Genomic DNA, 22,190 nt, shown 5'->3' with positions numbered 1-22,190 from the left:
ACATGTCTGACGACAAGTGGCAGAACCCGGTGGCCGGCTTCGGCGTGACCTTCAAGGCCATGTTCAAGAAGCGCCTCACCGAGCAGTACCCGGAGCAGCAGAAGACCACCGCCCCGCGCTTCCACGGACGGCACCAGCTCAACCGGCACCCGGACGGTCTGGAGAAGTGCATCGGGTGCGAACTGTGCGCCTGGGCCTGCCCCGCCGACGCCATCTACGTGGAGGGCGCGGACAACACCGAGGAGGAGCGCTACTCCCCGGGCGAGCGGTACGGCGCCGTCTACCAGATCAACTACGCCCGCTGCATCCTGTGCGGGCTGTGCGTCGAGGCGTGTCCGACGCGGGCGCTGACCATGACGAACGAGTTCGAACTGGCCGATGCCAGCCGGGAATCCCTCATCTACACCAAGGAACAGCTGCTCGCCGGCCTCACCGAGGGCATGGTCGAGGCTCCGCACCCGATGTACCCCGGCACCGAGGACACGGACTACTACCGCGGACTGGTGACGGGGGCGGCCCCCGGCACGGCCCGGCAGACGGCCGTCTCCAAGGGCGAGACGCCCGCGGGGAAGAGGGCGGAAGACGCCGAGGGGGTGCAGGCATGAGCGCGCTCGCCGCCGCCTCCCTGACCTCGACGGGCGAGGCGGTCCAGTTCTGGATCCTGGGCACGGTCGCCGTCGTCGGCGCGCTGGCCACGATCCTGATGAAGAGGGCCGTGCACAGCGCACTGAGCCTGGCCGGGACGATGATCATCCTGGCGGTCTTCTACCTCGCCAACGGGGCGTACTTCCTGGGCGTCGTCCAGGTCGTCGTCTACACCGGCGCGATCATGATGCTCTTCCTCTTCGTGGTCATGCTCGTCGGCGTCACCGCCGCCGACTCCCTGAAGGAGACCATCAAGGGCCAGCGCTGGCTCGCCGCCCTGTGCGGGCTCGGCTTCGGCATCCTGCTGATCACCGGCATCGGCCAGGCCCGGCTCACCCACTTCAACGGGCTCGGCCGGATCAACTCCGCCGGACACGTCGAGGGCCTGGCCCAGCTGATCTTCACCAAGTACGTCTTCGCCTTCGAGCTCACCGGCGCGCTCCTCATCACCGCGGCCGTCGGCGCGATGGTCCTCACCCACCGCGAGCGCACCGAACGTGCCGCCACGCAGCGCGAGCTGGCCGAGCGGCGCGTGCGCGAGGGAGTCCAGCTCCCGCCGCTGCCCGCACCCGGCGTGTACGCCCGGCACAACGCGGTGGACGTCGCCGGCCTGCTCCCGGACGGCACCCCGTCCGAGCTGACGGTCAGCAGGACGCTCCGGGCCCGCGGCCAGATCCGGGACGTCTCCAGCGAGGCGCTGGACGACCTCAAGGCGCTGGAGCAGGCCTCTTCGGAGCGCCTCGGCCGTGAGGAGGCCTCGAAGTGAACCCGGTCAACTACCTGTATCTGGCGGCGCTGCTGTTCACCATCGGCGCGGCCGGCGTGCTGATCCGCAAGAACGCGATCGTGCTGTTCATGTGCGTCGAGCTGATGCTCAACGCCTGCAACCTCGCCTTCGTCGCCTTCTCCCGCATGCACGGCAACCTCGACGGCCAGATCATCGCGTTCTTCACGATGGTCGTCGCCGCCGCGGAGGTCGTGGTGGGCCTCGCGATCATCGTGTCGCTCTTCCGTACCCGCCACTCGGCCTCGGTCGACGACGCCAGCCTGATGAAGCTGTAAGGGGCGTTCACAGTGGAGAATCTGATTGCGCTGCTGGTGGCGGCGCCCCTGCTCGGAGCGGCGGTGCTGCTGTGCGGCGGCCGGCGCCTCGACCGGGCCGGCCACTGGATCGGCACCCTGCTCGCGGCCGTCTCCTTCGGCATCGGCGTCGCGCTCTTCGCCGACATGCTGGGACGCGGCGCCGATGACCGGGCCCTGCACCAGCGCCTGTTCACCTGGATCCCGGTGGAGGGCTTCCGGGCGGACATGGCCTTCCAGCTGGACCAGCTGTCGATGACCTTCGTCCTGCTGATCTCCGGGGTGGGCACGCTCATCCACGTGTACTCGATCGGGTACATGGAGCACGACGAGCGCCGCCGCCGCTTCTTCGGCTACCTGAACCTGTTCGTCGCGGCGATGCTGCTGCTCGTCATCGCCGACAACTACCTGCTGCTGTACTTCGGCTGGGAGGGCGTGGGCCTCGCCTCCTACCTCCTGATCGGCTTCTGGCAGCACAAGCCCAGCGCGGCCACCGCCGCCAAGAAGGCCTTCCTCGTCAACCGCGTCGGCGACATGGGCCTGTCGATCGCGATCATGCTGATGTTCACCACCTTCGGGACCTTCGCCTTCGGGCCGGTGCTCGGCGCGGTCGGCGAGACCTCCGAGGGCACGCTGACGGCGATCGGCCTGATGCTGCTGCTCGCCGCCTGCGGCAAGTCGGCCCAGGTGCCGCTGCAGTCCTGGCTCGGCGACGCGATGGAGGGCCCGACCCCGGTCTCGGCCCTCATCCACGCCGCGACGATGGTCACCGCGGGCGTCTACCTCATCGTCCGCTCGGGCGCGATCTTCAACGGGGCGCCGGACGCCCAGCTGGTGGTCACCATCGTGGGCGCGGTCACGCTGCTCTTCGGTGCGATCGTCGGTTGCGCGAAGGACGACATCAAGAAGGCCCTCGCCGGGTCGACGATGTCGCAGATCGGCTACATGATCCTTGCGGCGGGCCTCGGCCCGATCGGCTACGTCTTCGCGATCATGCACCTGGTCACGCACGGCTTCTTCAAGGCGGGCCTCTTCCTCGGCGCCGGTTCCGTGATGCACGGGATGAACGACGAGGTGGACATGCGCAAGTACGGCGGCCTGCGGAGGTACATGCCGGTCACCTTCGTGACCTTCGGTCTGGGCTACCTGGCGATCATCGGCTTCCCGGGCCTGTCCGGCTTCTTCTCCAAGGACATGATCATCGAGGCGGCCTTCGCGAAGGGCGGCACCCAGGGCTGGATCCTGGGAGGGGCCGCCCTGCTGGGCGCGGGCATCACCGCCTTCTACATGACCCGCGTCATGCTCCTCACCTTCTTCGGCGAGAAGCGCTGGCAGCCCGACGCGGAGGGCCGCGAGCCGCGTCCGCACGAGTCCCCGAAGTCCATGACCATCCCGATGATCGTCCTGGCGTTCGGCTCGGTCTTCGCCGGCGGGTTCTTCGAGATCGGCGAGCGGTTCGTGAAGTGGCTGGAACCCGTCACCGGCTACGAGCACGGCCACCCGCCGGTCAGTGCGATGACGGTCACGCTGGCCACCATGGCGGTCCTCGTCGTCGGCGTCGGCATCGCCTGGTCGATGTACGGACGGCGGCCCGTCCCGGTCCTCGCCCCGCGCGGCTCGCTCCTCACCCGGGCGGCCCGGCGGGACCTGTACCAGGACGACATCAACCACGTCGTGCTGGTGCGCGGCGGGGAGCACCTGACCCGCTCGCTCGTGTACGTCGACCACAGCCTGGTCGACGGCGTGGTCAACGGGACGGCCGCCTCCGTCGGCGGGCTCTCGGGCCGGCTGCGCAAGCTCCAGAACGGCTACGCCCGCAGCTACGCGGTCTCGATGTTCGGGGGCACGGCGATCCTGATCGCCGCGACCCTGCTGATGAGGGCGGTGTGACATGAACTTCCCGCTTCTGACCGTGACGGCCGCGGTCCCCGCGGTCGGCGCGATCCTCACGGCGGCCGTACCGGCCGCCCGCAGGACCGTCGCCAAATGGCTCGCGCTGCTCTTCTCGCTGGCGACCCTGGCCCTCGCCGTACTCGTGGCGATCCGCTTCGAGCCCGGCGGCGACCGCTACCAGCTCACCGAGTCCCGCCCCTGGATCGCCGACTTCGGCGTCCGCTACGAACTGGGCGTGGACGGGATCGGGGTGGTGCTCATCGGGCTCACCGCGCTCCTCATCCCCTTCGTGATCGCGGCCGGCTGGCACGACGCCGACCCCCTGGAGACGAGTTCGTCGCGCTGGCGGCCGACGCAGGGCTTCTTCGCCCTGATCCTGCTGGTCGAGGCGATGGTGATCATCTCCTTCGAGGCCACCGACGTCTTCCTCTTCTACATCTTCTTCGAAGCCATGCTCATCCCGATGTACTTCCTCATCGGCGGCTTCGGGGACCGGGCGCACTCGGGTTCCGACGAGAAGGCGGCCGCGCAGCGCTCGTACGCGGCGGTCAAGTTCCTCCTCTACAACCTGGTCGGCGGCCTGATCATGCTGGCGGCCGTCATCGGCCTGTACGTGGTCGCCGGGAACTTCTCGCTCCAGGAGATCGCCGCCGCGCGGGCCGCGGGCACGCTCGACATGGCGACCAACACCGAGCGGCTGCTGTTCCTCGGCTTCTTCTTCGCCTTCGCGGTGAAGGCCCCGCTGTGGCCGCTGCACACCTGGCTGCCGAACGCGATGGGCGAGGCCACCGCCCCGGTCGCCGTACTGATCACCGCGGTCGTCGACAAGGTCGGCACCTTCGCGATGCTCCGCTTCTGCCTCGGGCTCTTCCCCGAGGCCAGCAAGTGGGCCACGCCGGTGATCCTCGTCCTGGCCCTGGTCAGCATCGTCTACGGCGCGCTGGTCGCGGTCGGGCAGCGGGACATCAAGCGGCTGATCGCCTACGCGTCGATCTCGCACTTCGGCTTCATCGTCCTGGGCATCTTCGCGATGACCTCCCAGGGCCAGTCGGGCGCGACCCTCTACATGGTCAACCACGGCCTGTCGACGGCGGCACTGATGCTGGTCGCCGGATTCCTGATCTCCCGGCGCGGCTCGCGGCTCATCGCCGACTACGGCGGTGTGCAGAAGGTGGCTCCGGTCCTCGCCGGAACCTTCCTGATCGGTGGTCTCGCCACCCTCTCCCTGCCGGGCCTCGCGCCCTTCGTGAGCGAATTCCTGGTCCTGGTCGGCACCTTCGCCCGGTACCCGGTCGTCGGCATCATCGCCACCGTCGGCATCGTGCTGGCCGCGCTGTACACGCTGGTGCTCTACCAGCGCACGATGACCGGCCCGGTGAAGGAGGAGGTCCGCACCATGCCGGACCTGCGCCTGCGGGAGGTGCTGGTGGTGGCCCCGCTGATCGCGCTGCTGATCGGCCTGGGCGTCTACCCGAAGGTGCTCACGGACATCGTCAACCCGGCGGTGGAGCACACCATGTCGGACGTGCAGCAGACCGATCCGAAGCCGGACGTGGTCGTCGAGGCCGAGCCCATCAAGAAGGAGGTGGCGGCGCAGTGAGTGCACTGACTTCCGCCCACAGCCTGTGGACCGTGGCGGCCGAGGCTCCGGTCGACCGGATCCCGGCGCCGACCATCGAGTACGCGCAGCTCGCGCCCACGCTGATCGTGGTGGGCGCGGCGGTCCTCGGGATCCTCGTCGAGGCCTTCGTGCCCCGCCGGTCCCGCTACTACGTCCAGGTGTTCCTCGCCGTCGCCGCGCTGGCCTCGGCCTTCGCGGCGGTCGTCGGCCTCGCGGCCGGCGGGTACGGGTCCACCAAGGCGCAGATCGCCGCCATGGGCGCCATCGCCGTGGACGGCCCGGCGCTCTTCCTGCAGGGCACCATCCTGCTGGCCTCGGTCGTCGCCGTCTTCACCTTCGCCGAGCGGCGCCTGGACCCGGCGTCGCACGGCAACCGGGTCGACTCCTTCGCGGCGCAGGCGGCGTCCGTACCGGGCAGCGAGAGCGAGAAGGCCGCCGTCAAGGCCGGTTTCACGACCACCGAGGTCTTCCCGCTGGCGATGTTCGCGATCGCCGGCATGCTGATCTTCCCGGCGGCCAACGACCTGCTGACGCTGTTCATCGCGCTGGAGGTCTTCTCCCTCCCGCTGTACCTGCTCTGCGCCGTCGCCCGCCGCCAGCGGCTGATGTCGCAGGAGGCCGCGGTCAAGTACTTCCTGCTGGGTGCCTTCTCCTCGGCCTTCCTCCTGTTCGGCATCGCCCTGCTCTACGGGTACGCGGGCTCGGTCTCGTACGCGGCGATCGCCGACGTCGTGGACGGCACCGTCTCCAAGGTCGACCCGGTGCTGGCCGACACCATGGGCAACGACGTGCTGCTGCTCATCGGCGGGGCGCTGATCCTGATGGGCCTGCTCTTCAAGGTCGGCGCGGTCCCCTTCCACATGTGGACCCCGGACGTCTACCAGGGCGCCCCGACCCCCGTCACCGGCTTCATGGCGGCGGCGACGAAGGTCGCGGCCTTCGGCGCGCTGCTGCGGCTGCTGTACGTGGTCCTGCCGGGCCTGCGCTGGGACTGGCGGCCGGTGATGTGGGGCGTCGCGATCGTCACCATGCTGGCGGGCGCGGTGATCGCCGTGACCCAGACGGACGTCAAGCGGCTGCTGGCCTACTCCTCGATCGCGCACGCGGGCTTCATCCTGGCCGGTGTGATCGCCACCTCGGCGGAGGGCGTCCAGTCCGTCCTCTTCTACCTGGCGGCGTACTCCTTCGTGACGATCGGCGCCTTCGCGGTGGTCACGCTGGTGCGCGATGCGGGCGGTGAGGCGACGCACCTGTCCAAGTGGGCGGGCCTGGGACGCCGTTCGCCGCTGACCGCGGCCGTCTTCGCGGTGTTCCTCCTCGCCTTCGCCGGGATCCCGCTGACGTCCGGTTTCTCCGGCAAGTTCGCCGTGTTCAAGGCGGCCGCGGAGGGCGGGGCGGGCGCGCTGGTCGTGGTCGGTGTGATCTCGTCCGCGATCGCCGCGTTCTTCTACATCCGGGTGATCGTCCTGATGTTCTTCAGCGAGCCGAAGGCCGACGGTCCGACCGTGGCCGTCCCCTCGCCGCTGACGATGACGACGATCGCGGTCGGCGTCGCGGTCACCCTGGTCCTGGGCCTGGCCCCGCAGTACTTCCTGGACCTGGCGGGGCAGGCGAGCACGTTCGTCCGCTGACCCCGGTTCGCGCAACGGCGAAGGGCCCGGATCCCCTCGGGGGGGGGATCCGGGCCCTTCGCCGTGTGCGCCAGCCGGGCCTTCGCCGCTCAGGTGTGATCGCGGTCAGGTCCAGGCTGACGGGGAACGGGACGGAGACCTCGAATGCGGGAGGCGCTTGACGGCGCTGCGGTCGCAGGACTAGTGGCCGTGCCCGTGCGGCGCACCGCCCGGGACCGGGGCCTTCCTGGGACAGGTCAGCGCCGGGTTCCAGTTGTGGAAGCGGCCGGCCGGGTTCTTCTCGTACGCCCACATGTGGAGGTCGTAGTGCTTCGGCATGCCCGCCCAGTGGCCGGGCATCGGCCCGTCGAAGGGCAGCCCGAACATGCCCGGCCGGTCGTCGCTCGTCTTCAGGTCCTGGTCCCGGTCGGTCGCCATCCACTCCACGGCCTGGAGCTTGCGGCGGCCGCTGCGGTCCTTGTCCTTGCTGTAGAGGAGCGCGGTCGGCCGGGCCGGGTCCTTCGAACCCCAGTTGGCGTCCTTGACGTAGTGGTAGCCCATCGAGCCCACCCCGAACGGGTTGGACATGCACTCCTCGCCGCGCGGGACGTACCCGTCCTTGAGGGCCTCCCGCTCGTCCGTGTACCTGGCCGTCGCCCGGATCGCCGTCGCCATGTCCTTCATGGCCCGGTGGTCGCGCGGGTCGGGAGCGGGGCCCTCCACCCCGTGCGCCGGGGTCACGGCGGCCAGGCCGAGCGAAGCGGCGGCCGCGCAGGCGAGGACGGTCTTCAGGCTGCGTACGGTCATGGCGGCGGCTCCTCGTGGTGGGGGTACGGGGTACGGGTTCCCGGTGCGGTCCGTCCACCATCCCGGCCCCGCCCGCCCCGCGCACGCGGCGCGCCTCCGAACGGGGCGGCCGGGGCCCCGGCCCTCAGGCCCCCCGGGCCGCGTACGCGCGCACGTCCGCGTCCGGGTCGCAGAGCACCGTGGCGAGCGCGGCGCGGGCCTCCGCGGTGTCCCCGTGGGCCAGCAGGGCCAGGACCGCCGCCTTGCGGACGTCGGCGTCGGCATCGGCCAGCGCCCCGGCCAGCGGCGGTACGGCCACCCCCGGAGCGGCGGCCGACAGCGCGGCCGCCGCACCGGCCCGCACCTGCCAGGCCGGATCGGCCAGTGCGGCCGCGGCGGCCCGCGCGTACCCGTCCGGGCAGCCGGCCCGGGCCAGCGCCCCCAGGGCGGCCCCCCGCACCAGCGGATCCGGGTCGGCCAGCAGCGGGTCCAGCGGCGCCGGGGCCGGAGCGTGCACCGACGCCAGGCCCTTGGCCACCGCCACCCGGACCTCGCGGGCGGGGTCCGCGGCGGCGGCGGCCAGCGCCGGGACCGCGTCCACCGAGACCAGCGCCCGCACGGCGTGGATGCGGACCTCCGGGTCGGCGTCGGCCAGCGCGCCCGCGTACAGCCCGGCGTCCCCGAGCCGCAGGGCCCGCAGCGCCTCGAGCGCCGCCGCGCGCACCACCGGGTCCGGCACGGCGAGGGCGGCCCGCAGGCCCGCACCCAGCTCCGGCCCGCCCGGCAGGACCTCGACCAGCTCCCGCAGCGCGCCCGCGGCGGCCGCCCGCACGGCGGGGGCCGGGTCGGTGAGGCGGGCGGCGAGCGCGGGGCCCGCCCCCGGGGGCACGGTCTCGCCGAGCGCGGCGACGGCCGCCGTCCGCACCGCCGCGTCCGGGTCGGTGAGGTAGGGGCGCAGGGCGGCCAGGTCCGGTGACTCCTCCGCCAGGGCGAGGAGTTCGAGGATCCGCGGGGAGGCGGTGTCCCCGGCCCGCCCCGCGGAGACCGGTGGGGCCTCCGGTGCGGCCTCCGGTGCGGCTTGCGCCGCGGGGCCGGGGCCGGGGGCGGCCGCCCGCCCGGCCGCGGCCCCCGGGCCCGCCGTCGCGACCGGGACCAGCGCGACCTCGCCCAGGTGCCGTGAGGGGCCGCCGGCCGGGTCGAACCCGTCCACCGGGACCAGGTACGGCTCGACCGGGCGGGCCGTGAACTCCATCGCCCCCGACGCCGACTTGCGCAGGTCCAGGTGGTGCAGCCAGCCCGCGTCGTCCCGCGCGGGGTGGTCGAGCCGCTCGTGGTACAGGCCCCAGCGGGACTCCGTACGGGCCAGCGAGGCCCGGGCGGCCATCTCGGCGCAGTCCCGGATGAAGGACACCTCCGCGCAGCGCATCAGCTCGTGCGGGGTGGTCGCCCCCATCTCCGCGATCTCCCCGGACATGCGGTCGAAGGCCTCCACCGCCAGCGACAGCTTCGCGCCCGTCTTCGGCGGCGCCACGTAGTCGTTCACGAAGCGCCGCAGCTTGTACTCCACCTGCGGCTGCGGCGGCCCGTCCGGACGGCGCAGCGGACGGTAGACCAGCTCGTGCGCGGCCGCCAGCTGATCGGCGGGCAGGGGGCCCTCGTAGGCCCGGTACCGCGCCGCGTCCTCGCCCGCCAGGTCGCCGAAGACGAACGCCCCGATCATGTAGTTGTGCGGTACGGACGCCAGGTCCCCGGCGGCGTACAGGCGCGGGACCGTGGTGCGGGCGTGGTCGTCCACCCGTACGCCCGAGGCCGAGTGGCCCCCGCACAGCCCGATCTCCGAGATGTGCATCTCGATGTCGTGCGTGCGGTAGTCGTGGCCGCGGTTCGTGTGGAAGGTGCCGCGCGTCGGCCGCTCCGTGGTGTGCAGGATCGATTCGAGCGAGGCCACCGACTCCTCCGGCAGGTGGCTGAGCTTCAGGTACACCGGTCCCCGGTCCGAGGCGAGTTCGGCCGCGAACTCCGCCATCATCTGCCCCGACCAGTAGTCGGAGTCCACGAACCGCTCGCCGTGCCGGTTGACCTGGTAGCCGCCGAACGGGTTCGCGACGTACGCGCACGCCGGACCGTTGTAGTCCTTGATCAGCGGATTGATCTGGAAGCACTCGATCCCGGTGAGCGCCGCCCCCGCGTGGTAGGCCATGGCGTAGCCGTCGCCCGCGTTGGTCGGGTTCTCGTACGTGCCGTAGAGGTAGCCGGAGGCGGGCAGCCCCAGGCGTCCGCAGGGGCCCGTCGCCAGTACGACCGCGCCCGCGCGGACGGTCACGAACGCGCCGGTGCGGGTGTGGAGGGCGGCCGCGCCGATCGCCCGGCCGTCCTCGGGTGAGGTGAGGACCCGGACCGGCATCACCCGGTTCTCGATCCGGATCCGCTCGCGCATCTCGCGGCGCCGCAACTGCCGGTAGAGGACCTTCTTGACGTCCTTGCCCTCCGGCATGGGCAGGACGTAGGAGCCCGAGCGGTGGACCTGGCGCACCGCGTACTCGCCGTGCTCGTCCTTCTCGAACTTCACCCCGTACGACTCCAGGCGCCGCACCATCGCGAAGCCGCGGGTTGCGGTCTGGCGGACGGTGGACTGGTCGACGACGCCGTCGTTGGCGCGGGTGATCTCGGCGACGTAGTCGTCCGGTTCGGCCCGGCCGGGGATGACGGCGTTGTTGACCCCGTCCATGCCCATGGCGAGGGCCCCGGAGTGGCGCACGTGCGCCTTCTCCAGGAGCAGGACCCGCGCGCCGCGCTCGGCGGCGGTGAGTGCCGCCATCGTGCCGGCGGTGCCGCCGCCGATGACGAGGACGTCGCAGGAGATTTCCTCGGCGTCGCCGATCGCGGGAATGTCCACGGTGCTGCCTTTCAGAGGGAGTCGATGATCTGCCGGCGGAGCCCGGCGTGCGCGTCGTGCGCGGCGCGCTCGCGCGGCCGCGGGACGCGGAGCACCTCGCCGGAGCCCAGCAGGGCGACCCGGTCGCCGAGGAAGAGGGCCTCGTCCACGTCGTGGGTGACGAACACGACGGTCGCGCCGGTGCCGGTGAACACGTCCACGAGGAGGTCCTGCATCCCGGCGCGGGTCTGGGCGTCCAGCGCGCCGAAGGGTTCGTCCATCAGGACGGCGCGCGGGCTCCCGGCCAGGGCGCGTGCGAGCTGCACGCGCTGGCGCTGCCCGCCGGAGAGCTGGTGCGGGAACTTGTGCGCGTGCCCGGCGAGGCCCACGCGCTCCAGCCAGGCACCGGCCGCCCGCCGGCGCCCGGCCCGCGCCTCGCGGCGGATGGCGAGGGGGAGTTCCACGTTGGCGCGTACGGTCCGCCAGGGCAGCAGGGCGTCGTCCTGGAACACCAGCGCCCGGTCGGCTCCCGGGCCGGTGACCGGGGTGCCGTCCTGCTCCACCGCCCCGCCCAGCGGGGGCAGCAGCCCCGCCAGCGTGCGCAGCAGGGTGGACTTGCCGCAGCCGGACGGGCCCACGACGGTCAGCAGCTCTCCGGCCTCGACCGCGAGGTCGAGCCCGTCGACGACCGGGCTCCCGCGGTGCCCGAGCCGCGCGCCGCGCAGCGCGAGCCGGGCCCCGCGGGCCCCGGCCCGGACACCGGTGCCGGCGTCGGTGTCGGTGTCGGTGCCGGCGTCGGTGTCGGTCCGGCTCATGCGGCCACCTCCCGGATACGGGCCTTCGTGTGCTCGGGGTCGCGCGAGGGCAGCCAGCGCGTCAGACGGCGGCCCGCGCGCTCCACGGCCGTGGAGGTCAGCCAGCCCAGCGCGCCGATGGTGACCATGCCGACGAAGACGCCGGGGTAGTCGACGACCGTGTAGTCCTGCCAGGTCCGGTAGCCGACCCCGTACTGCCCGGAGATCATCTCGGCCGAGATCACGCAGATCCACGAGACGCCGATCCCGACGGACAGGCCGCCGAAGATCCCCGGCAGGGCCCCGGGGAGGACCACGGAGAAGAGGATCCGCCCGCGCCCGCCGCCCATGGTCAGGACCGCCTCCTCCCAGACGGGGGCCAGGGCCCGCACCGCGTGCCGGGTCGAGACCAGCACCGGGAAGAAGGCGGCCGCGCAGGTGATGAAGACGATGCCCTGCTCGTTGGTGGGGAACAGCAGGATGGCCACGGGCACCAGGGCGATGGCCGGGATCGGGCGCAGCACCTCCAGGACCGGCCCCAGCACGTCGGACGCGGTCCGGGAGCGGGCGATCGCGGTGCCCACCGTCACGCCCAGGACGGCCGCGAGGGCGAAGCCCGCCACGATCCGGCGCAGGCTGGCGGCCAGGTCCTGCCAGAACGGCGCGGCCCGGGCCCGTTCGGCGCACTTCGCCGCGATCTCGCCGACCGTCGGGAACTGCTCGAACCGCAGCCACAGGTTCACGTCCAGGGAGGTCAGCACCTGCCACAGCAGGAGGGCCGCGCCGAGCGAAGCCACCCGCAGCAGTCGGCGTCCGGCGGTCATGACGCCAGGGCTCCGGCCTCGGCGAAGCTCACGAGCCGGGCCCCGGACGCCGCGTGCCGGTCGACGTACGACGTCGCTCCCGCACGGGTGACGAAGGCGCGCAGCTCCGGGCCCTCGGCCACCCACACGGCCCGGTCGGCGAACCAGAGCGTGCCGGTGACCGCGTCCGGCACGTACGCGGCGCGGACGTCGGCGCCGCGCGCCGCCTTCAGCAGTTCGCGCGGGGAGTCGTAGCTCTGCGTGCGGTCGTGCCCCTTCAGCCACAGCTCGGGCCGGGCGGGCGCGGCCTCGGGGTAGGGGGCCGTTCCGGCCGAGGCCCGTCGCAGGGGCTCCGGGTCCACGAAGGCGTCGACGTCGACCTCGCCGACCAGCTCGGCGGCCCGGAGGACGGGGACGTCCTGCTTCAGTGCCTCGATCAGCTGCGGGCGCAGCTCCGGGTCGAAGGTCGCGATGCCGTTCGCGCCGTTGTAGAGGTGGACCACCTCCGCGGGCAGCCCCGTCTCCTTCGCCACCGACTCGGCGGCCGCGACCGGCTCCGTGCGCAGGTGGTCGGTGGCCCTGCGCTGCGCCCGCAGGAAGTCCTCCAGCACGCCGTCCCGTTCGCGGGCGAACTTCTCCCGCACCGTGACCCCGTGGAAGGTGGGCAGGTTCAGCTCCGCGCCGTCGTAGAGGGCCTTCGCGCGCCCCTCGTACGCCAGCTGGCCGGGCCAGGCCACGAACTGCGACAGTGCGTCCACGCTGCCCGCCTGGAGCGCCGAAGCGCCCACGCTGGGCTGCTGGTTGAGTTTCTCGATGCCCTTCTCCGGGTCGATCCCGGCCCGCTGCAGGGCCCGCACGAGGGTGCCGTCCGCCGCCGAGCCGACCGAGGTCGACACCTTCTTGCCGCGCAGGTCGGCGAGGGACTCCAGCTTCGAGTCCGGCGCGGTGACCACGGTGTTGAGGCCGCCGCGCAGGTTGTACCCGGTCACGGACACGAGGCGGGTGGGCTGCTTCAGCTCCTTGCCGCGCGCCGCGTTGAGCAGGAGCGGGAAGTCGCCCATCGACCCGATGTCGATCTTCCCGGCGGTCATCTGGGCGGTGATGGGGGCGCCGGTGGCGTAGTCCTGCCAGTCGACCTTGTAGGTGTTCCCGTCCTTCTTGCCGCGCGCGGCCAGCTCCTCCTCGAAGTAGCCGAGGGAGCGCAGCAGCGTGCCGGCGGTGACGGTGTTGATGGTCTTGGACTGGTACCCGACGGTCACGGTGACCGTGCGCGGACCGGCCGCACCGGAGGCGTCGCCGCAGGCGGTGGCGAGGGGGGCGAGGAGCAGGACGAGAGCGGGGGCGAGGGCTTTCGGACGGCGGACGGGCACGGCGGGCATGACGGGGAGACCTTTCACCGGAGCAGGTACGGCATGTTGACGGTGACCGCGCCGGTGGGACAGCGCGCGGCGCACGGGCCGCAGTACCAGCACTCGTCCACGTGCATGTAGGCCTTGCCGTCCTCCTCGCGGATCGCGAGCGAGTCGAGCGGGCACATCTCGACGCAGAGGGTGCAGCCGTCGATGCACAGGGACTCGTCGATGGTCACGGGCACGTCGCCGCGCTGGGGGACCAGAGGCATGGCTGTCTCCAGGAAAGGGGTGGGGGCGGTGGTCTAGAGGGAGCGGTGGAGCAGCCCGCTCATGGTGATCCGGTCACCGCGGAAGCGGATGAACTCCAGGTCCACGGGGCGTCCGTCGGCGAGGTGGCTGAGCCGCTCCAGCATCAGCAGGGCGGCCCCGCGCGGGGCCTGGAGCACGGCGGCGGAGTGCGCGTCGGCGCTGACGGCCTCCAGGGTGATCTCGGCCCGGCCGAGGGGCTGTCCGGTCACCTGTTCCAGCAGCCGGAAGACGTCGGTGTGCTCCAGGTCGCGGTCGAGCAGCTCCGCGCCGATGTCCAGGGGGACGTAGGTGAGGTCGAGGGAGAGCGGCAGCCCGTTCAGGCGGCGCAGCCGTTCGATGTAGAGGACGTCGCTGTGTTCGGGCAGGCCGAGCCGCCCGGCGACGGGCGCGGGGGCGCGGACGGGGCCGGCGGTCCTGACCTCGTTGGTCACCCGGCCGTGCTCGTGCAGGGTCTCTGCCAGTCCCTGGAGGCGGTCCAGGCCGTGCGGGTACTTCTCGCAGACGACGACGGTGCCCACGCCCGGGCGGCGCTCCACGAGACGCTCGCCGCGCAGCAGGTCGAGGGCCTGGCGGACGGTGTTGCGGCCGGCCGCGTAGTCGGCGGCGAGGACGTCCTCCAGCGGGAGGACCCCGCCGGGGTATCCGCCCGCCAGGATCTGGTGGCGCAGCAGGTCGGCGAGCTGTCGCGCCCGGTCCGCGCGCAGCCGCCGCCGGCGCGCGGCGGCTACCGGGACGGCGTGCTCACGGGTGCGTTCGGCTGGCATGGCAGGGAACGTACCGGCGGCCCGGCGGTGATGGTGTTGCCGCAGTGTTGCGCCACCGGATGCCCCCGGCACAGCGGCTCTGACCTGCGGTTCCGGCGGGGCGTCGGAAAGATCCGCCACCCCGCCGACCACATGCCGGACTAGCGGGATCCCACGATGCGGCCGGTGACCTCGCCGAGGCCCACGCGGGTGCCGTCGGCGCCGGGGGCCCAGGCGGTGAGGGTGACGGTGTCGCCGTCCTCCAGGAAGGTGCGCTTGCCGTCGGCGAGTTCGATGGCGTCGCGGCCGTTCCAGGTGAGCTCCAGCAGGGAGCCCCGCTGGCCGGTCTCGGGGCCGCTGACGGTGCCGGAGCCGTAGACGTCGCCGGTGCGCAGCGAGGCGCCGTTGACGGTCATGTGGGCCAGCTGCTGGGCGGCCGTCCAGTACATGGAGGCGAACGGCGGCCGCGCCACCTCCTGCCCGTTGACGGCGACGCTGATGTGCAGGTCGAATCCGCCGGGGCGGTCGCTGCCCGCGTCGTCCAGGTAGGGCAGCAGGGGGTAGTCGCGGGCGGGCGGGGCGACCCGCGCCGCGTCCAGGGCCTCCAGCGGGGTCACCCACGCCGAGACGGAGGTCGCGAAGGACTTGCCGAGGAAGGGGCCCAGCGGCACGTACTCCCAGGCCTGGATGTCGCGCGCCGACCAGTCGTTGAGGAGGAACAGGCCGAAGACGTGGTCCTCGAACTCGCCCAGGGACACCGGGCGGCCCAGCTCGGACGGGGTGCCGACGACGAAACCGACTTCGGCCTCGATGTCGAGCTTGACGGAGGGGCCGAAGACGGGCGCCGGGTCGGTGGGGGCCTTGCGCTGCCCGGAGGGCCGTACGACGTCCGTGCCCGACACCACGATCGTTCCCGCCCGGCCGTGGTAACCGATCGGCAGGTGCTTCCAGTTGGGCGTGAGGGCGTCCCCGTCCGGCCGGAACATCTTCCCCACGTTGGTGGCGTGGTGCTCGCTCGCGTAGAAGTCGACGTAGTCGGCGACCTCGTACGGCAGGTGCAGCACGACCTCGTCCAGCGGCAACAGGTGCGGCTCCACCGAGGGGCGGTGGCCGGGGTCGGTGACCCAGGCGGTCAGGGCGCGCCGCACGTCGCGCCAGGCGGTCCGCCCGGCGGCCAGCAGAGGGTTGAGGGAGGACTGCCCGAGCAGCCCGGCGTACGGGGAGCCGAGCGCGGCCGCGGCCGCCCCCGCGTCGAGCACGTGCCCGCCGATCCGCACGCCGATCCGGCGGCGCGCGGGGTCCTGTGGGGTGGAGAAGACGCCGTACGGGAGGTTGTGCGGCCCGAACGGGTCGCCCTCGGGGACATCGAGGGGGCTCTGCTGGGGCATGGGGTGCTGCCTCGCTTTCGACGCGGTCCGGGGGTGTCCCGGGGGCTGGTTGACACGTTACGTGGCCGGTGGGGCGTGCGGGAGGCGGGATTCGGGCGTAATTTGTAGGACTTGTCCAAGGGGGTCCGTATCCTTGGCGCCGTGACTTCCGCCCTCCCCTATGCCTTGATCGCCACCGACCTGGACGGGACCCTGCTGTGCGCCGGAGACGCCGTCTCCGCCCGCTCGTACCAGGCCCTCGCGACAGCCCGCGCGGCCGGCGCACAGCACATCGTCGTCACCGGCCGCCCCGTGCCACAGGTCCGACACGTCCTGGACCGCCTCGGCTACACGGGGCTCGCGGTGTGCGGGCAGGGCGCGCAGGTGTACGACGCAGCGCGCGGCCGGCTGCTGCACTCCGTCTCCATGGACCGGGGGCTGGCCGAGGTGGCCCTCGGCAAGATCGAGGCCGAGATCGGCGAGGTCTACGCCGCGGTCAACCAGGAGGGGGCGGACGCGGAGATGCTGATAGGGCCGGGCTACCGGATGTGGCACCCGCACCTGCCGACGGTGCGCGTGCCCCGGCGCGCCGACCTGTGGTCGGCCCCCATCAACAAGGTGCTGCTCCAGCACCCGGAGCTGGACGACGACGAGCTGACGCGCGTGGCCCGGTCGGTGGTCGGGGACCTGGTGAACGTCACCATGGCGGGCGAGCACACGGTCGAGCTCCAGCCGCCGGGCATCGACAAGGCGACCGGCCTGGCCCGCGCCGCGGCCGTCCTGGACCTGCCGGCCTCGTCGGCGATCGCCTTCGGGGACATGCCGAACGACATCCCGATGTTCGCGTGGTCCGCCCACGGAGTGGCCATGGCCGACGCCCACCGCGAACTGGTGGCGGTCGCGGACGAGATGACCCTGTCCAACGAGGCGGACGGCGTCGCGGTGGTCCTGGAACGCCTCTACGCGTAGCGTCCCGAGCCGGGCCCGTCAGGGCAGCTCGGGGTCGGTGACCTCCCACGTGTGCCCGCCGGCATGGGACAGGTACTGACCGCATCCTGCGCCGCTGCCGTCGGTGGCCGGGCAGTCCGGGAGCACCAGGAGCGCGTCGGGGCCGCCCGCCTCGGACCACCGGGCCCACAGAGCGGCCCCCGCCCCGCCGTCGTGGACGAGGTCCATGTGGTCCCCGACGTGCCGTTCCAGCGAGCACCGCAGTACCGGACCGCCCCGGAGCACCTCCATGAGGGCGCGCCCGTCCGCGGACAGGAGCTGCGCCAGTGCGGTCAGGTGCGTCGCGGACAGGGTGCCGTGTGCGCCGCAGGCGAGGCGGTCGGGTGTACGGCTCACGCGATCCACTCCCGTGCGACGACGGCTGCCAGGCAGCAGGTCCAGGCGACCGCCCCGAGAGTCACGGTCACGGCCTCCCGCCGCGCCTCGTCGCTCGCCGGGCGGGAGCGGAGCAGCCCCCGGAGCCGGTCGGCCGCCGCCGCCACGGCCGCCGCGAACGCGTCCCGCTCCGCCTCCCGCCCGGCGATCGCCGTGTCCAGCCGGGACAGGAACAGGGCCCGGTAGGCGGGGTCCGACTCGATGCGGCGCAGCTCGGCGAGCGGCCGGTCCTCCTCGGACGGCTCCGGGTGCGGGTCCGCCGTCACAGCAGCCCCTCCGCGCTGCGGGCGTTGCGCCGGGCGATCTCGGCCCGTAGCCGCTCCATGGGCTCGGCGGGGCGGACGTCCCGGGGCTCCGCCTCCCACTCCGGCCCACCGCGCACGGGCCGGAGGGCCCAGTACGGGCCGGCTACCCCGCGGAACTCCCCGACGCGGTCGTCCCGTCCCGTGTCCACCACGACGGTGCCGGGGGGCGGGGGATGGGGGTCGTTCGATGCAGACATGGCCGTTCCTCTCCGTAGCCGAGTCGCTACCGATCGGGTTCAGAGTGGCCCTGGGCGGGGGAGGCTTCAACCTGTCGGATCGGAACGGAAGATTGGTCGACAGCCCTTGAACCGCAAGGAGTTGAACCCGGAGCGCGGACCCCAGGCAGCCTTCGGTGCGCGTCTGCGCAGCTTGAGGGAGGAGCAGAGCTGGACGCAGGAAACCCTGGGCGGGCGGCTCGGGTACTCCAGTACGCACGTCTCGGCGGTCGAAACTGGACGGAAAGTGCCGACTCTGCGTTTTTCGCGCAGTGCCGACGAGGTCTTCGGCACCGGCCAGGGCGAGCGGTCGTTCGAGCGCGAGTGGCGCGAGATCCGGCACGGCGTACTGCTGGAGGGCTTCCCGGAGTTCCTCGCCTACGAGAGCCGGGCGGTGGAGATCCGCCTGTACGAGGTGGGTGTCATACCGGGGCTGCTCCAGACGCCGGAGTACGCGACGGTGGTCACCGAGAGCACCGTCAAGAGGGGCGCCATCACTGCGGATCAGGCGAGCGAGCGCATCGCTGTCATTGCGGCGCGACAGACCGCTCTGCTCCGTACCCCGCCGCCCGTGGTCTTCGCGGTGCTGGACGAGAGCTGCCTCCGCCGACCGATCGGCGGCCCCGCCCTCATGAAGGGCCAGTTCGAGCGGCTGCTCGAATTCGCCGAACTGCCGAACACCGTGCTTCAGATCGCCCCGTTCGACATGGGAGAGCGTCGTCCGCTCAGTCTGCCGGTCACCGTACTGACGCTGCCCGACCGCTCGATCATGTCCTACGCCGAATCCGCCCAACGGGGCCATCTGGAACGGGACAACAACTCGGTGGTGCCCATGCTGACGGCCTACCATCAGCTCCAGGCCGAAGCGCACACGCAGGCGGCATCTGTGGCCATGATCGGTCAACTACGAAAGGGCACGTCGTGACGACTGAATCCCCCCGCTGGTTCAGGTCCTCCTACAGCGAAAACGGCGGCCAGTGCGTCGAGGTCGCCACCAACCTCGTCGCCTCGCGCGGTGTCGTCCCCATCCGGGACTCCAAGCGTGATGACAGCCCCGAACTCGACTTCACCGCCGCTGCGTTCTCTGCTTTCGTGGAGGGCGTCAAGGCCGTCTGACCGACCGAAGGGCACGTAGCGATGAGCGATTCCCCCCGCTGGTTCACGTCCTCCTACAGCGACAACGGCGGCCAGTGCGTCGAGGTCGCCACCAACCTCGTCGCCGCGCGCGGCATCGTGCCCGTCCGGGACTCCAAGCACACCGAGGGCCCCGTGCTCGGTTTCACCGCCGCCGCGTTCGCCACCTTCGTGGACGGCGTCAAGGCCGTCTGAGCGGTGGCCCGCCGGGCCCCGGCAGGACGCCCGGGGCCCGGCAGGTCAGCCCGCCGCCCTCGGCAGACGGCGCTGCCAGGTCCGGTGGAAGACGACCTCGTCCCCCTCCCGGCACACGACCTCGTCCGACGTCAGGAAACCGCCCTCGTCGCACGAGATCTCCGACCGGGTCTCCACCCGCGCGTCCCACCCCAGCTCCGGCCGGTGGAGCCGGATCTTCCACTCCGAGCGGGTCCGCGCCGAGAGCGGATCGGCCTCCTGGATCTCGTACACCTCCCGCGCGTCCTCGCTGAACTCCAGGCCGTCCGGGTACACCCGGGTGCCCCCGTACCGCGGGTCGACCTCCAGCCGCCAGGTCCCGCGCGCCACGTCCCGTACGACGAGCCGCTCCGGGCGCGGCTCGTCCAGGGTCGCGGGGAAGACCACCCCCAGCGGCTCCGCCTGCTCCGGCTCGTCGAAGACGATCCCGTCGTCGCCCGGGGACGGCGTGCGGACCGGCAGGGTCAGGGTGCTGCCCGCAGGGTCCAGCGTCCAGCCCGCCTCGGAGCCCGCTCGCGGCCAGATCCAGGGCCAGTAGGCCGAGGACACCGCGAGCCGGATCCGGTGCCCGGGCGGGAAGGAGTGCCCGATCCCGTTCAGCTCGAAGGTGACGTCCTCGTACGCGCCCACCGGCCACGGCACCGCCTGCTCCCGGCCCCGGCGCGCGGAGAGGTTCAGCGCTCCCCGGGTGACCAGCGTCGAGGAGCCGTCCGGCGCCACGTCGCACAGCCGGGCCACGGCCTGCCCGTACGGCACGTCCAGGCGCAGCCGCAGCGTCACCGAGGGCCGGCCGAGGACCTCCACCGGTTCGCCCTCGCCCACCGGGAACTCGAAACAGGCCGATTTCGCGTCCTCCTCGCGCTGGTCCGGCGGCAGGTCGGCCTCGTTGCCGAAGGGGAAGAAGCGGCCCGCGTCCACCCCGGTGTGCTGCGGGGAGGCCACGAGCACGGGGGCGCCCTGGAGCCCGTACGGGACGGGGACGACGGACGCCGACGGCCAGGCCTTCTCCCCGACCCAGCGGCCCGGCAGCTCCTCGTACACGGTGGCGGGCGGGTGGGAGTCGCTGATCCAGGCGCGGAGCAGCGGTTCGCGCATGACGCCGGTGTCCGCGCCCTTGAGCCAGTGGTCCCACCAGCGCAGGGTCTCCTGGAGGAAACCGATCGCCGGGCCGGGCGGGAGCCCGCGGTCGGGGTACTGGTGCGACCACGGGCCGATCAGGCCCCGTACGCGGTCGGCGGGCAGGTGCTCGACCAGCCGGAGCACGGTGTCCCGGTAGGGGTCGTGCCAGCCGCCCACGGCCAGGACCGCCGCGCCGATCGCCCCGTAGTCCTCGCAGACGCTGCCGTGGCGCCAGTAACCGTCGCGGGTCTGGTGGGAGAGCCAGGTGTGGACGAGCGGTTCGAGGGACTCCAGCCGGTCCAGCCACTGCCGGCGCCAGCCGTCCCCGGCGAAGAGCGGGTCCGGCGGGCGGGAGGCGAAGGCCAGCATGGCCGCCGCCCAGGCGTGCATGTCCACGGCCAGCACCGAGCCGCCCATGTAGTGCACGTCGTTGTCGTACCGGTCGTCCGTCGAGCAGACGGTGACGACCGCCTTGAGCGGCTCGGGGGCCAGGGCGGCGATCTGGAGGGAGTTGAACCCGCCCCAGGAGATCCCGAACATGCCCACCGAGCCGGTGCACCAGGGCTGGGCCGCGAGCCACTCCACGACCGCGACGCCGTCGGCCAGTTCACGGGCGTCGTACTCGTCGCCGGGCCGGCCGCCGCTGCACCCGTGGCCGCGCACGTCCACCCGCACCGAGGCGTAGCCGTGCCCCGCGTACCAGGGGTGGCGCTGCCGGTCACGCGGCGCCGTCCAGTCCGTCAGGCGGTACGGCAGGTACTCCAGCAGGGCCGGTACGGGCTCCTCCGTCACCGGCCGCCAGATCCGGGCGTAGAGCTCCACGCCGTCGGCCATCGGGATCCGGACGTCCTCGCGGGTGGTCCCGTACGGGAAGTCGGTGCGGATGATCATCAGGTTCAGCCACCAATCGCCTCGGCCGCAGCCTCAGTGGACGGGGTGCATGGTGCGCCGCAGCCACGGCGCCAGCGCGATCACGACCAGGCCGGCGGCCACCGCGACGGCGCCGTTGAAGCCGAAGTACACGGGGTGGGACACCTGGCCGTAGACCTTGACCACCTGCGCCTGGATGCCGTCGCCAGAAGGGTGGCGAGCACGGCGAGGGCGACGCAGCCGGCGATGATCTTCGTCACGGCGGGGCGCAGCGCCCGGGGCGCGAGGGCGAACTCTGCGGAGTGCTTGCGTCCGGCCAGGTGCCGGCGGCCCAGGACGTACTGGACCAGGCCGGCGGTCATCCCGATCGCGGCGGCGGAGAAGCCCCAGTGCCAGCCCTGGCGCTCGCCGAGCCAGGCGGTGATCAGCGGTCCGGCGAAGGCGCCGATGTTGATGCCCATGTAGTAGAGGGCGAAGCCGGCGTCGCGCCGGTCGTCGTCCGTCCGGTACAGCTTGCCGACCATGGTGGCCACGTTCGGCTTGAGCAGGCCGGTGCCCGCGCTGATCAGGCCGAGGCCCGTCCAGGTCATGACGGCGGTCGGGACGGCCATGGCGTAGTGGCCGCAGGCGATCAGGATGCCGCCCCAGAGCACGGCGCGGTAGGAGCCGAGGATCCGGTCGGCGAGCCATCCGCCGGCGACGGAGACGAGGTAGACCATGGTCCCGTAGGCCGCCGAGACGGAGGCCGCGGTGCCCGGGTCCATGCCCAGGCCGCCGTCCGCCACCGCGTCCGCGAAGTAGAGGACGAGGATGGCCTGCATGCCGAGGAACGAGAACCGCTCCCAGACCTCCAGTCCGGAGAGGGTGGCCAGACCCCGGGGATGGCCGAGGAAGGCGTGGTCGTCACCCGGTGGCGGCTGGTCCGCCTCCGGGTCCGGCTCCTCCGTGTCGGGCGCAGTTCTGGACAAAACATGATCTCCGGTTGATTCGGCTCCTCAAGAACATACCGGTGCATTTGGGGCGGTGCGCGGGTGGCGGCCGGGCAGGCGCTC

22 protein-coding genes and 1 pseudogene are annotated in these 22,190 nt (G+C 72.6%); 10 read left to right on the top strand and 13 right to left on the bottom strand.

Features of this window, described 5'->3' with window-relative positions:
• Positions 1-2 precede the first annotated feature (2 nt).
• Genes nuoI through nuoN form a run of 6 tightly spaced genes read left to right on the top strand, consistent with a single transcriptional unit; the run spans position 3 to position 6,870 of the window.
• Positions 3-605, top strand: coding sequence for an NADH-quinone oxidoreductase subunit NuoI (gene nuoI / locus ACFWUZ_RS23115; protein ID WP_384375906.1), 603 nt, complete (start codon positions 3-5; stop codon positions 603-605).
• Positions 602-1,411 (top strand): NADH-quinone oxidoreductase subunit J, encoded by an 810-nt coding sequence (locus tag ACFWUZ_RS23110; RefSeq protein WP_384375903.1) that lies wholly within the window; start codon positions 602-604, stop codon positions 1,409-1,411. The genes nuoI and ACFWUZ_RS23110 overlap by 4 nt, the downstream gene beginning before the upstream one ends.
• On the top strand, positions 1,408-1,707 hold the full coding sequence (gene nuoK / locus ACFWUZ_RS23105) for an NADH-quinone oxidoreductase subunit NuoK (RefSeq protein WP_030864698.1): 300 nt from the start codon (positions 1,408-1,410) through the stop codon (positions 1,705-1,707). Before ACFWUZ_RS23110 ends, nuoK begins: the two co-directional genes overlap by 4 nt.
• 12 nt (positions 1,708-1,719) lie before the next feature.
• On the top strand, positions 1,720-3,615 hold the full coding sequence (nuoL, locus tag ACFWUZ_RS23100) for an NADH-quinone oxidoreductase subunit L (RefSeq protein WP_384375900.1): 1,896 nt from the start codon (positions 1,720-1,722) through the stop codon (positions 3,613-3,615).
• 1 nt (position 3,616) lies between these two features.
• Entirely contained in the window at positions 3,617-5,218 is a 1,602-nt protein-coding gene (locus tag ACFWUZ_RS23095) for an NADH-quinone oxidoreductase subunit M (protein ID WP_384375897.1), read from the top strand.
• Between the two features lie 5 nt (positions 5,219-5,223).
• Positions 5,224-6,870, top strand: coding sequence for an NADH-quinone oxidoreductase subunit NuoN (nuoN, locus tag ACFWUZ_RS23090; protein WP_384376192.1), 1,647 nt, complete (start codon positions 5,224-5,226; stop codon positions 6,868-6,870).
• Positions 6,871-7,050: 180 nt separating this feature from the next.
• Here the strand turns inward: nuoN and ACFWUZ_RS23085 are convergent, their stop codons facing one another.
• The 8 genes from ACFWUZ_RS23085 to fahA all read right to left on the bottom strand — a co-directional run bounded on the left by ACFWUZ_RS23085 (position 7,051) and on the right by fahA (position 15,899).
• Positions 7,051-7,656: a hypothetical protein gene (locus ACFWUZ_RS23085; protein ID WP_384375894.1), complete on the bottom strand. Its 606-nt coding sequence runs from the start codon at positions 7,654-7,656 to the stop codon at positions 7,051-7,053.
• Positions 7,657-7,780: 124 nt separating this feature from the next.
• Positions 7,781-10,531: a fumarate reductase/succinate dehydrogenase flavoprotein subunit gene (locus ACFWUZ_RS23080; protein ID WP_384375891.1), complete on the bottom strand. Its 2,751-nt coding sequence runs from the start codon at positions 10,529-10,531 to the stop codon at positions 7,781-7,783.
• Positions 10,532-10,542: 11 nt separating this feature from the next.
• Entirely contained in the window at positions 10,543-11,325 is a 783-nt protein-coding gene (locus ACFWUZ_RS23075; protein WP_384375889.1) for an ABC transporter ATP-binding protein, read from the bottom strand.
• Positions 11,322-12,128, bottom strand: coding sequence for an ABC transporter permease (locus tag ACFWUZ_RS23070; protein WP_384375886.1), 807 nt, complete (start codon positions 12,126-12,128; stop codon positions 11,322-11,324). Before ACFWUZ_RS23070 ends, ACFWUZ_RS23075 begins: the two co-directional genes overlap by 4 nt.
• Positions 12,125-13,486, bottom strand: coding sequence for an ABC transporter substrate-binding protein (locus tag ACFWUZ_RS23065; protein ID WP_384375883.1), 1,362 nt, complete (start codon positions 13,484-13,486; stop codon positions 12,125-12,127). Before ACFWUZ_RS23065 ends, ACFWUZ_RS23070 begins: the two co-directional genes overlap by 4 nt.
• Positions 13,487-13,500: 14 nt before the next feature.
• Positions 13,501-13,728 (bottom strand): ferredoxin family protein, encoded by a 228-nt coding sequence (locus ACFWUZ_RS23060; RefSeq protein WP_384375880.1) that lies wholly within the window; start codon positions 13,726-13,728, stop codon positions 13,501-13,503.
• Between the two features lie 33 nt (positions 13,729-13,761).
• A complete protein-coding gene (locus ACFWUZ_RS23055; protein WP_384375877.1) occupies positions 13,762-14,532 on the bottom strand; it encodes a GntR family transcriptional regulator in 771 nt (256 codons plus the stop codon).
• Between the two features lie 140 nt (positions 14,533-14,672).
• On the bottom strand, positions 14,673-15,899 hold the full coding sequence (gene fahA, locus ACFWUZ_RS23050; RefSeq protein ID WP_384375874.1) for a fumarylacetoacetase: 1,227 nt from the start codon (positions 15,897-15,899) through the stop codon (positions 14,673-14,675).
• Between the two features lie 141 nt (positions 15,900-16,040).
• On the opposite strand from fahA, the gene ACFWUZ_RS23045 reads away from it, so the two are divergent.
• On the top strand, positions 16,041-16,847 hold the full coding sequence (locus ACFWUZ_RS23045; RefSeq protein ID WP_384375871.1) for an HAD-IIB family hydrolase: 807 nt from the start codon (positions 16,041-16,043) through the stop codon (positions 16,845-16,847).
• Positions 16,848-16,865: 18 nt separating this feature from the next.
• Here ACFWUZ_RS23045 and ACFWUZ_RS23040 read toward each other — a convergent pair whose 3' ends face one another.
• From ACFWUZ_RS23040 to ACFWUZ_RS23030, 3 genes are read right to left on the bottom strand one after another with little or no spacing between them, the layout of a single operon-like run.
• Positions 16,866-17,222 carry a hypothetical protein gene (locus tag ACFWUZ_RS23040; protein WP_384375868.1) on the bottom strand — a complete coding sequence of 119 codons (357 nt, stop codon included), beginning with the start codon at positions 17,220-17,222 and terminating at the stop codon, positions 16,866-16,868.
• Positions 17,219-17,527, bottom strand: coding sequence for a hypothetical protein (locus ACFWUZ_RS23035; protein WP_384375865.1), 309 nt, complete (start codon positions 17,525-17,527; stop codon positions 17,219-17,221). Before ACFWUZ_RS23035 ends, ACFWUZ_RS23040 begins: the two co-directional genes overlap by 4 nt.
• Positions 17,524-17,763, bottom strand: coding sequence for a hypothetical protein (locus ACFWUZ_RS23030; RefSeq protein ID WP_384375862.1), 240 nt, complete (start codon positions 17,761-17,763; stop codon positions 17,524-17,526). The genes ACFWUZ_RS23035 and ACFWUZ_RS23030 overlap by 4 nt, the downstream gene beginning before the upstream one ends.
• A gap of 106 nt (positions 17,764-17,869) precedes the next feature.
• Here ACFWUZ_RS23030 and ACFWUZ_RS23025 point away from each other — a divergent pair, with 106 nt between their 5' ends.
• From ACFWUZ_RS23025 to ACFWUZ_RS23015, 3 genes are read left to right on the top strand one after another with little or no spacing between them, the layout of a single operon-like run.
• Complete coding sequence (locus ACFWUZ_RS23025) at positions 17,870-18,706, top strand: helix-turn-helix domain-containing protein (RefSeq protein ID WP_384375859.1); 837 nt, start codon at positions 17,870-17,872, stop codon at positions 18,704-18,706.
• Positions 18,703-18,897, top strand: a complete 195-nt coding sequence (locus ACFWUZ_RS23020; protein ID WP_384375856.1) for a DUF397 domain-containing protein — start codon at positions 18,703-18,705, stop codon at positions 18,895-18,897. The genes ACFWUZ_RS23025 and ACFWUZ_RS23020 overlap by 4 nt, the downstream gene beginning before the upstream one ends.
• A 21-nt stretch (positions 18,898-18,918) precedes the next feature.
• Complete coding sequence (locus tag ACFWUZ_RS23015; protein ID WP_384375854.1) at positions 18,919-19,110, top strand: DUF397 domain-containing protein; 192 nt, start codon at positions 18,919-18,921, stop codon at positions 19,108-19,110.
• Between the two features lie 45 nt (positions 19,111-19,155).
• Here the strand turns inward: ACFWUZ_RS23015 and ACFWUZ_RS23010 are convergent, their stop codons facing one another.
• Positions 19,156-21,159 (bottom strand): CocE/NonD family hydrolase, encoded by a 2,004-nt coding sequence (locus ACFWUZ_RS23010; RefSeq protein ID WP_384375851.1) that lies wholly within the window; start codon positions 21,157-21,159, stop codon positions 19,156-19,158.
• A gap of 176 nt (positions 21,160-21,335) precedes the next feature.
• Positions 21,336-22,106: pseudogene (locus ACFWUZ_RS23005) on the bottom strand (peptide MFS transporter); the annotation flags it as partial.
• Positions 22,107-22,190 lie beyond the last annotated feature (84 nt).

Source organism: Streptomyces sp. NPDC058646, assembly GCF_042716875.1.
In the GTDB taxonomy this organism is placed as follows: Bacteria; Actinomycetota; Actinomycetes; order Streptomycetales; family Streptomycetaceae; genus Streptomyces.
The sequence above is the reverse complement of the archived record's forward strand: the minus strand, read 5'-3'. Positions and strand labels throughout refer to the sequence as shown.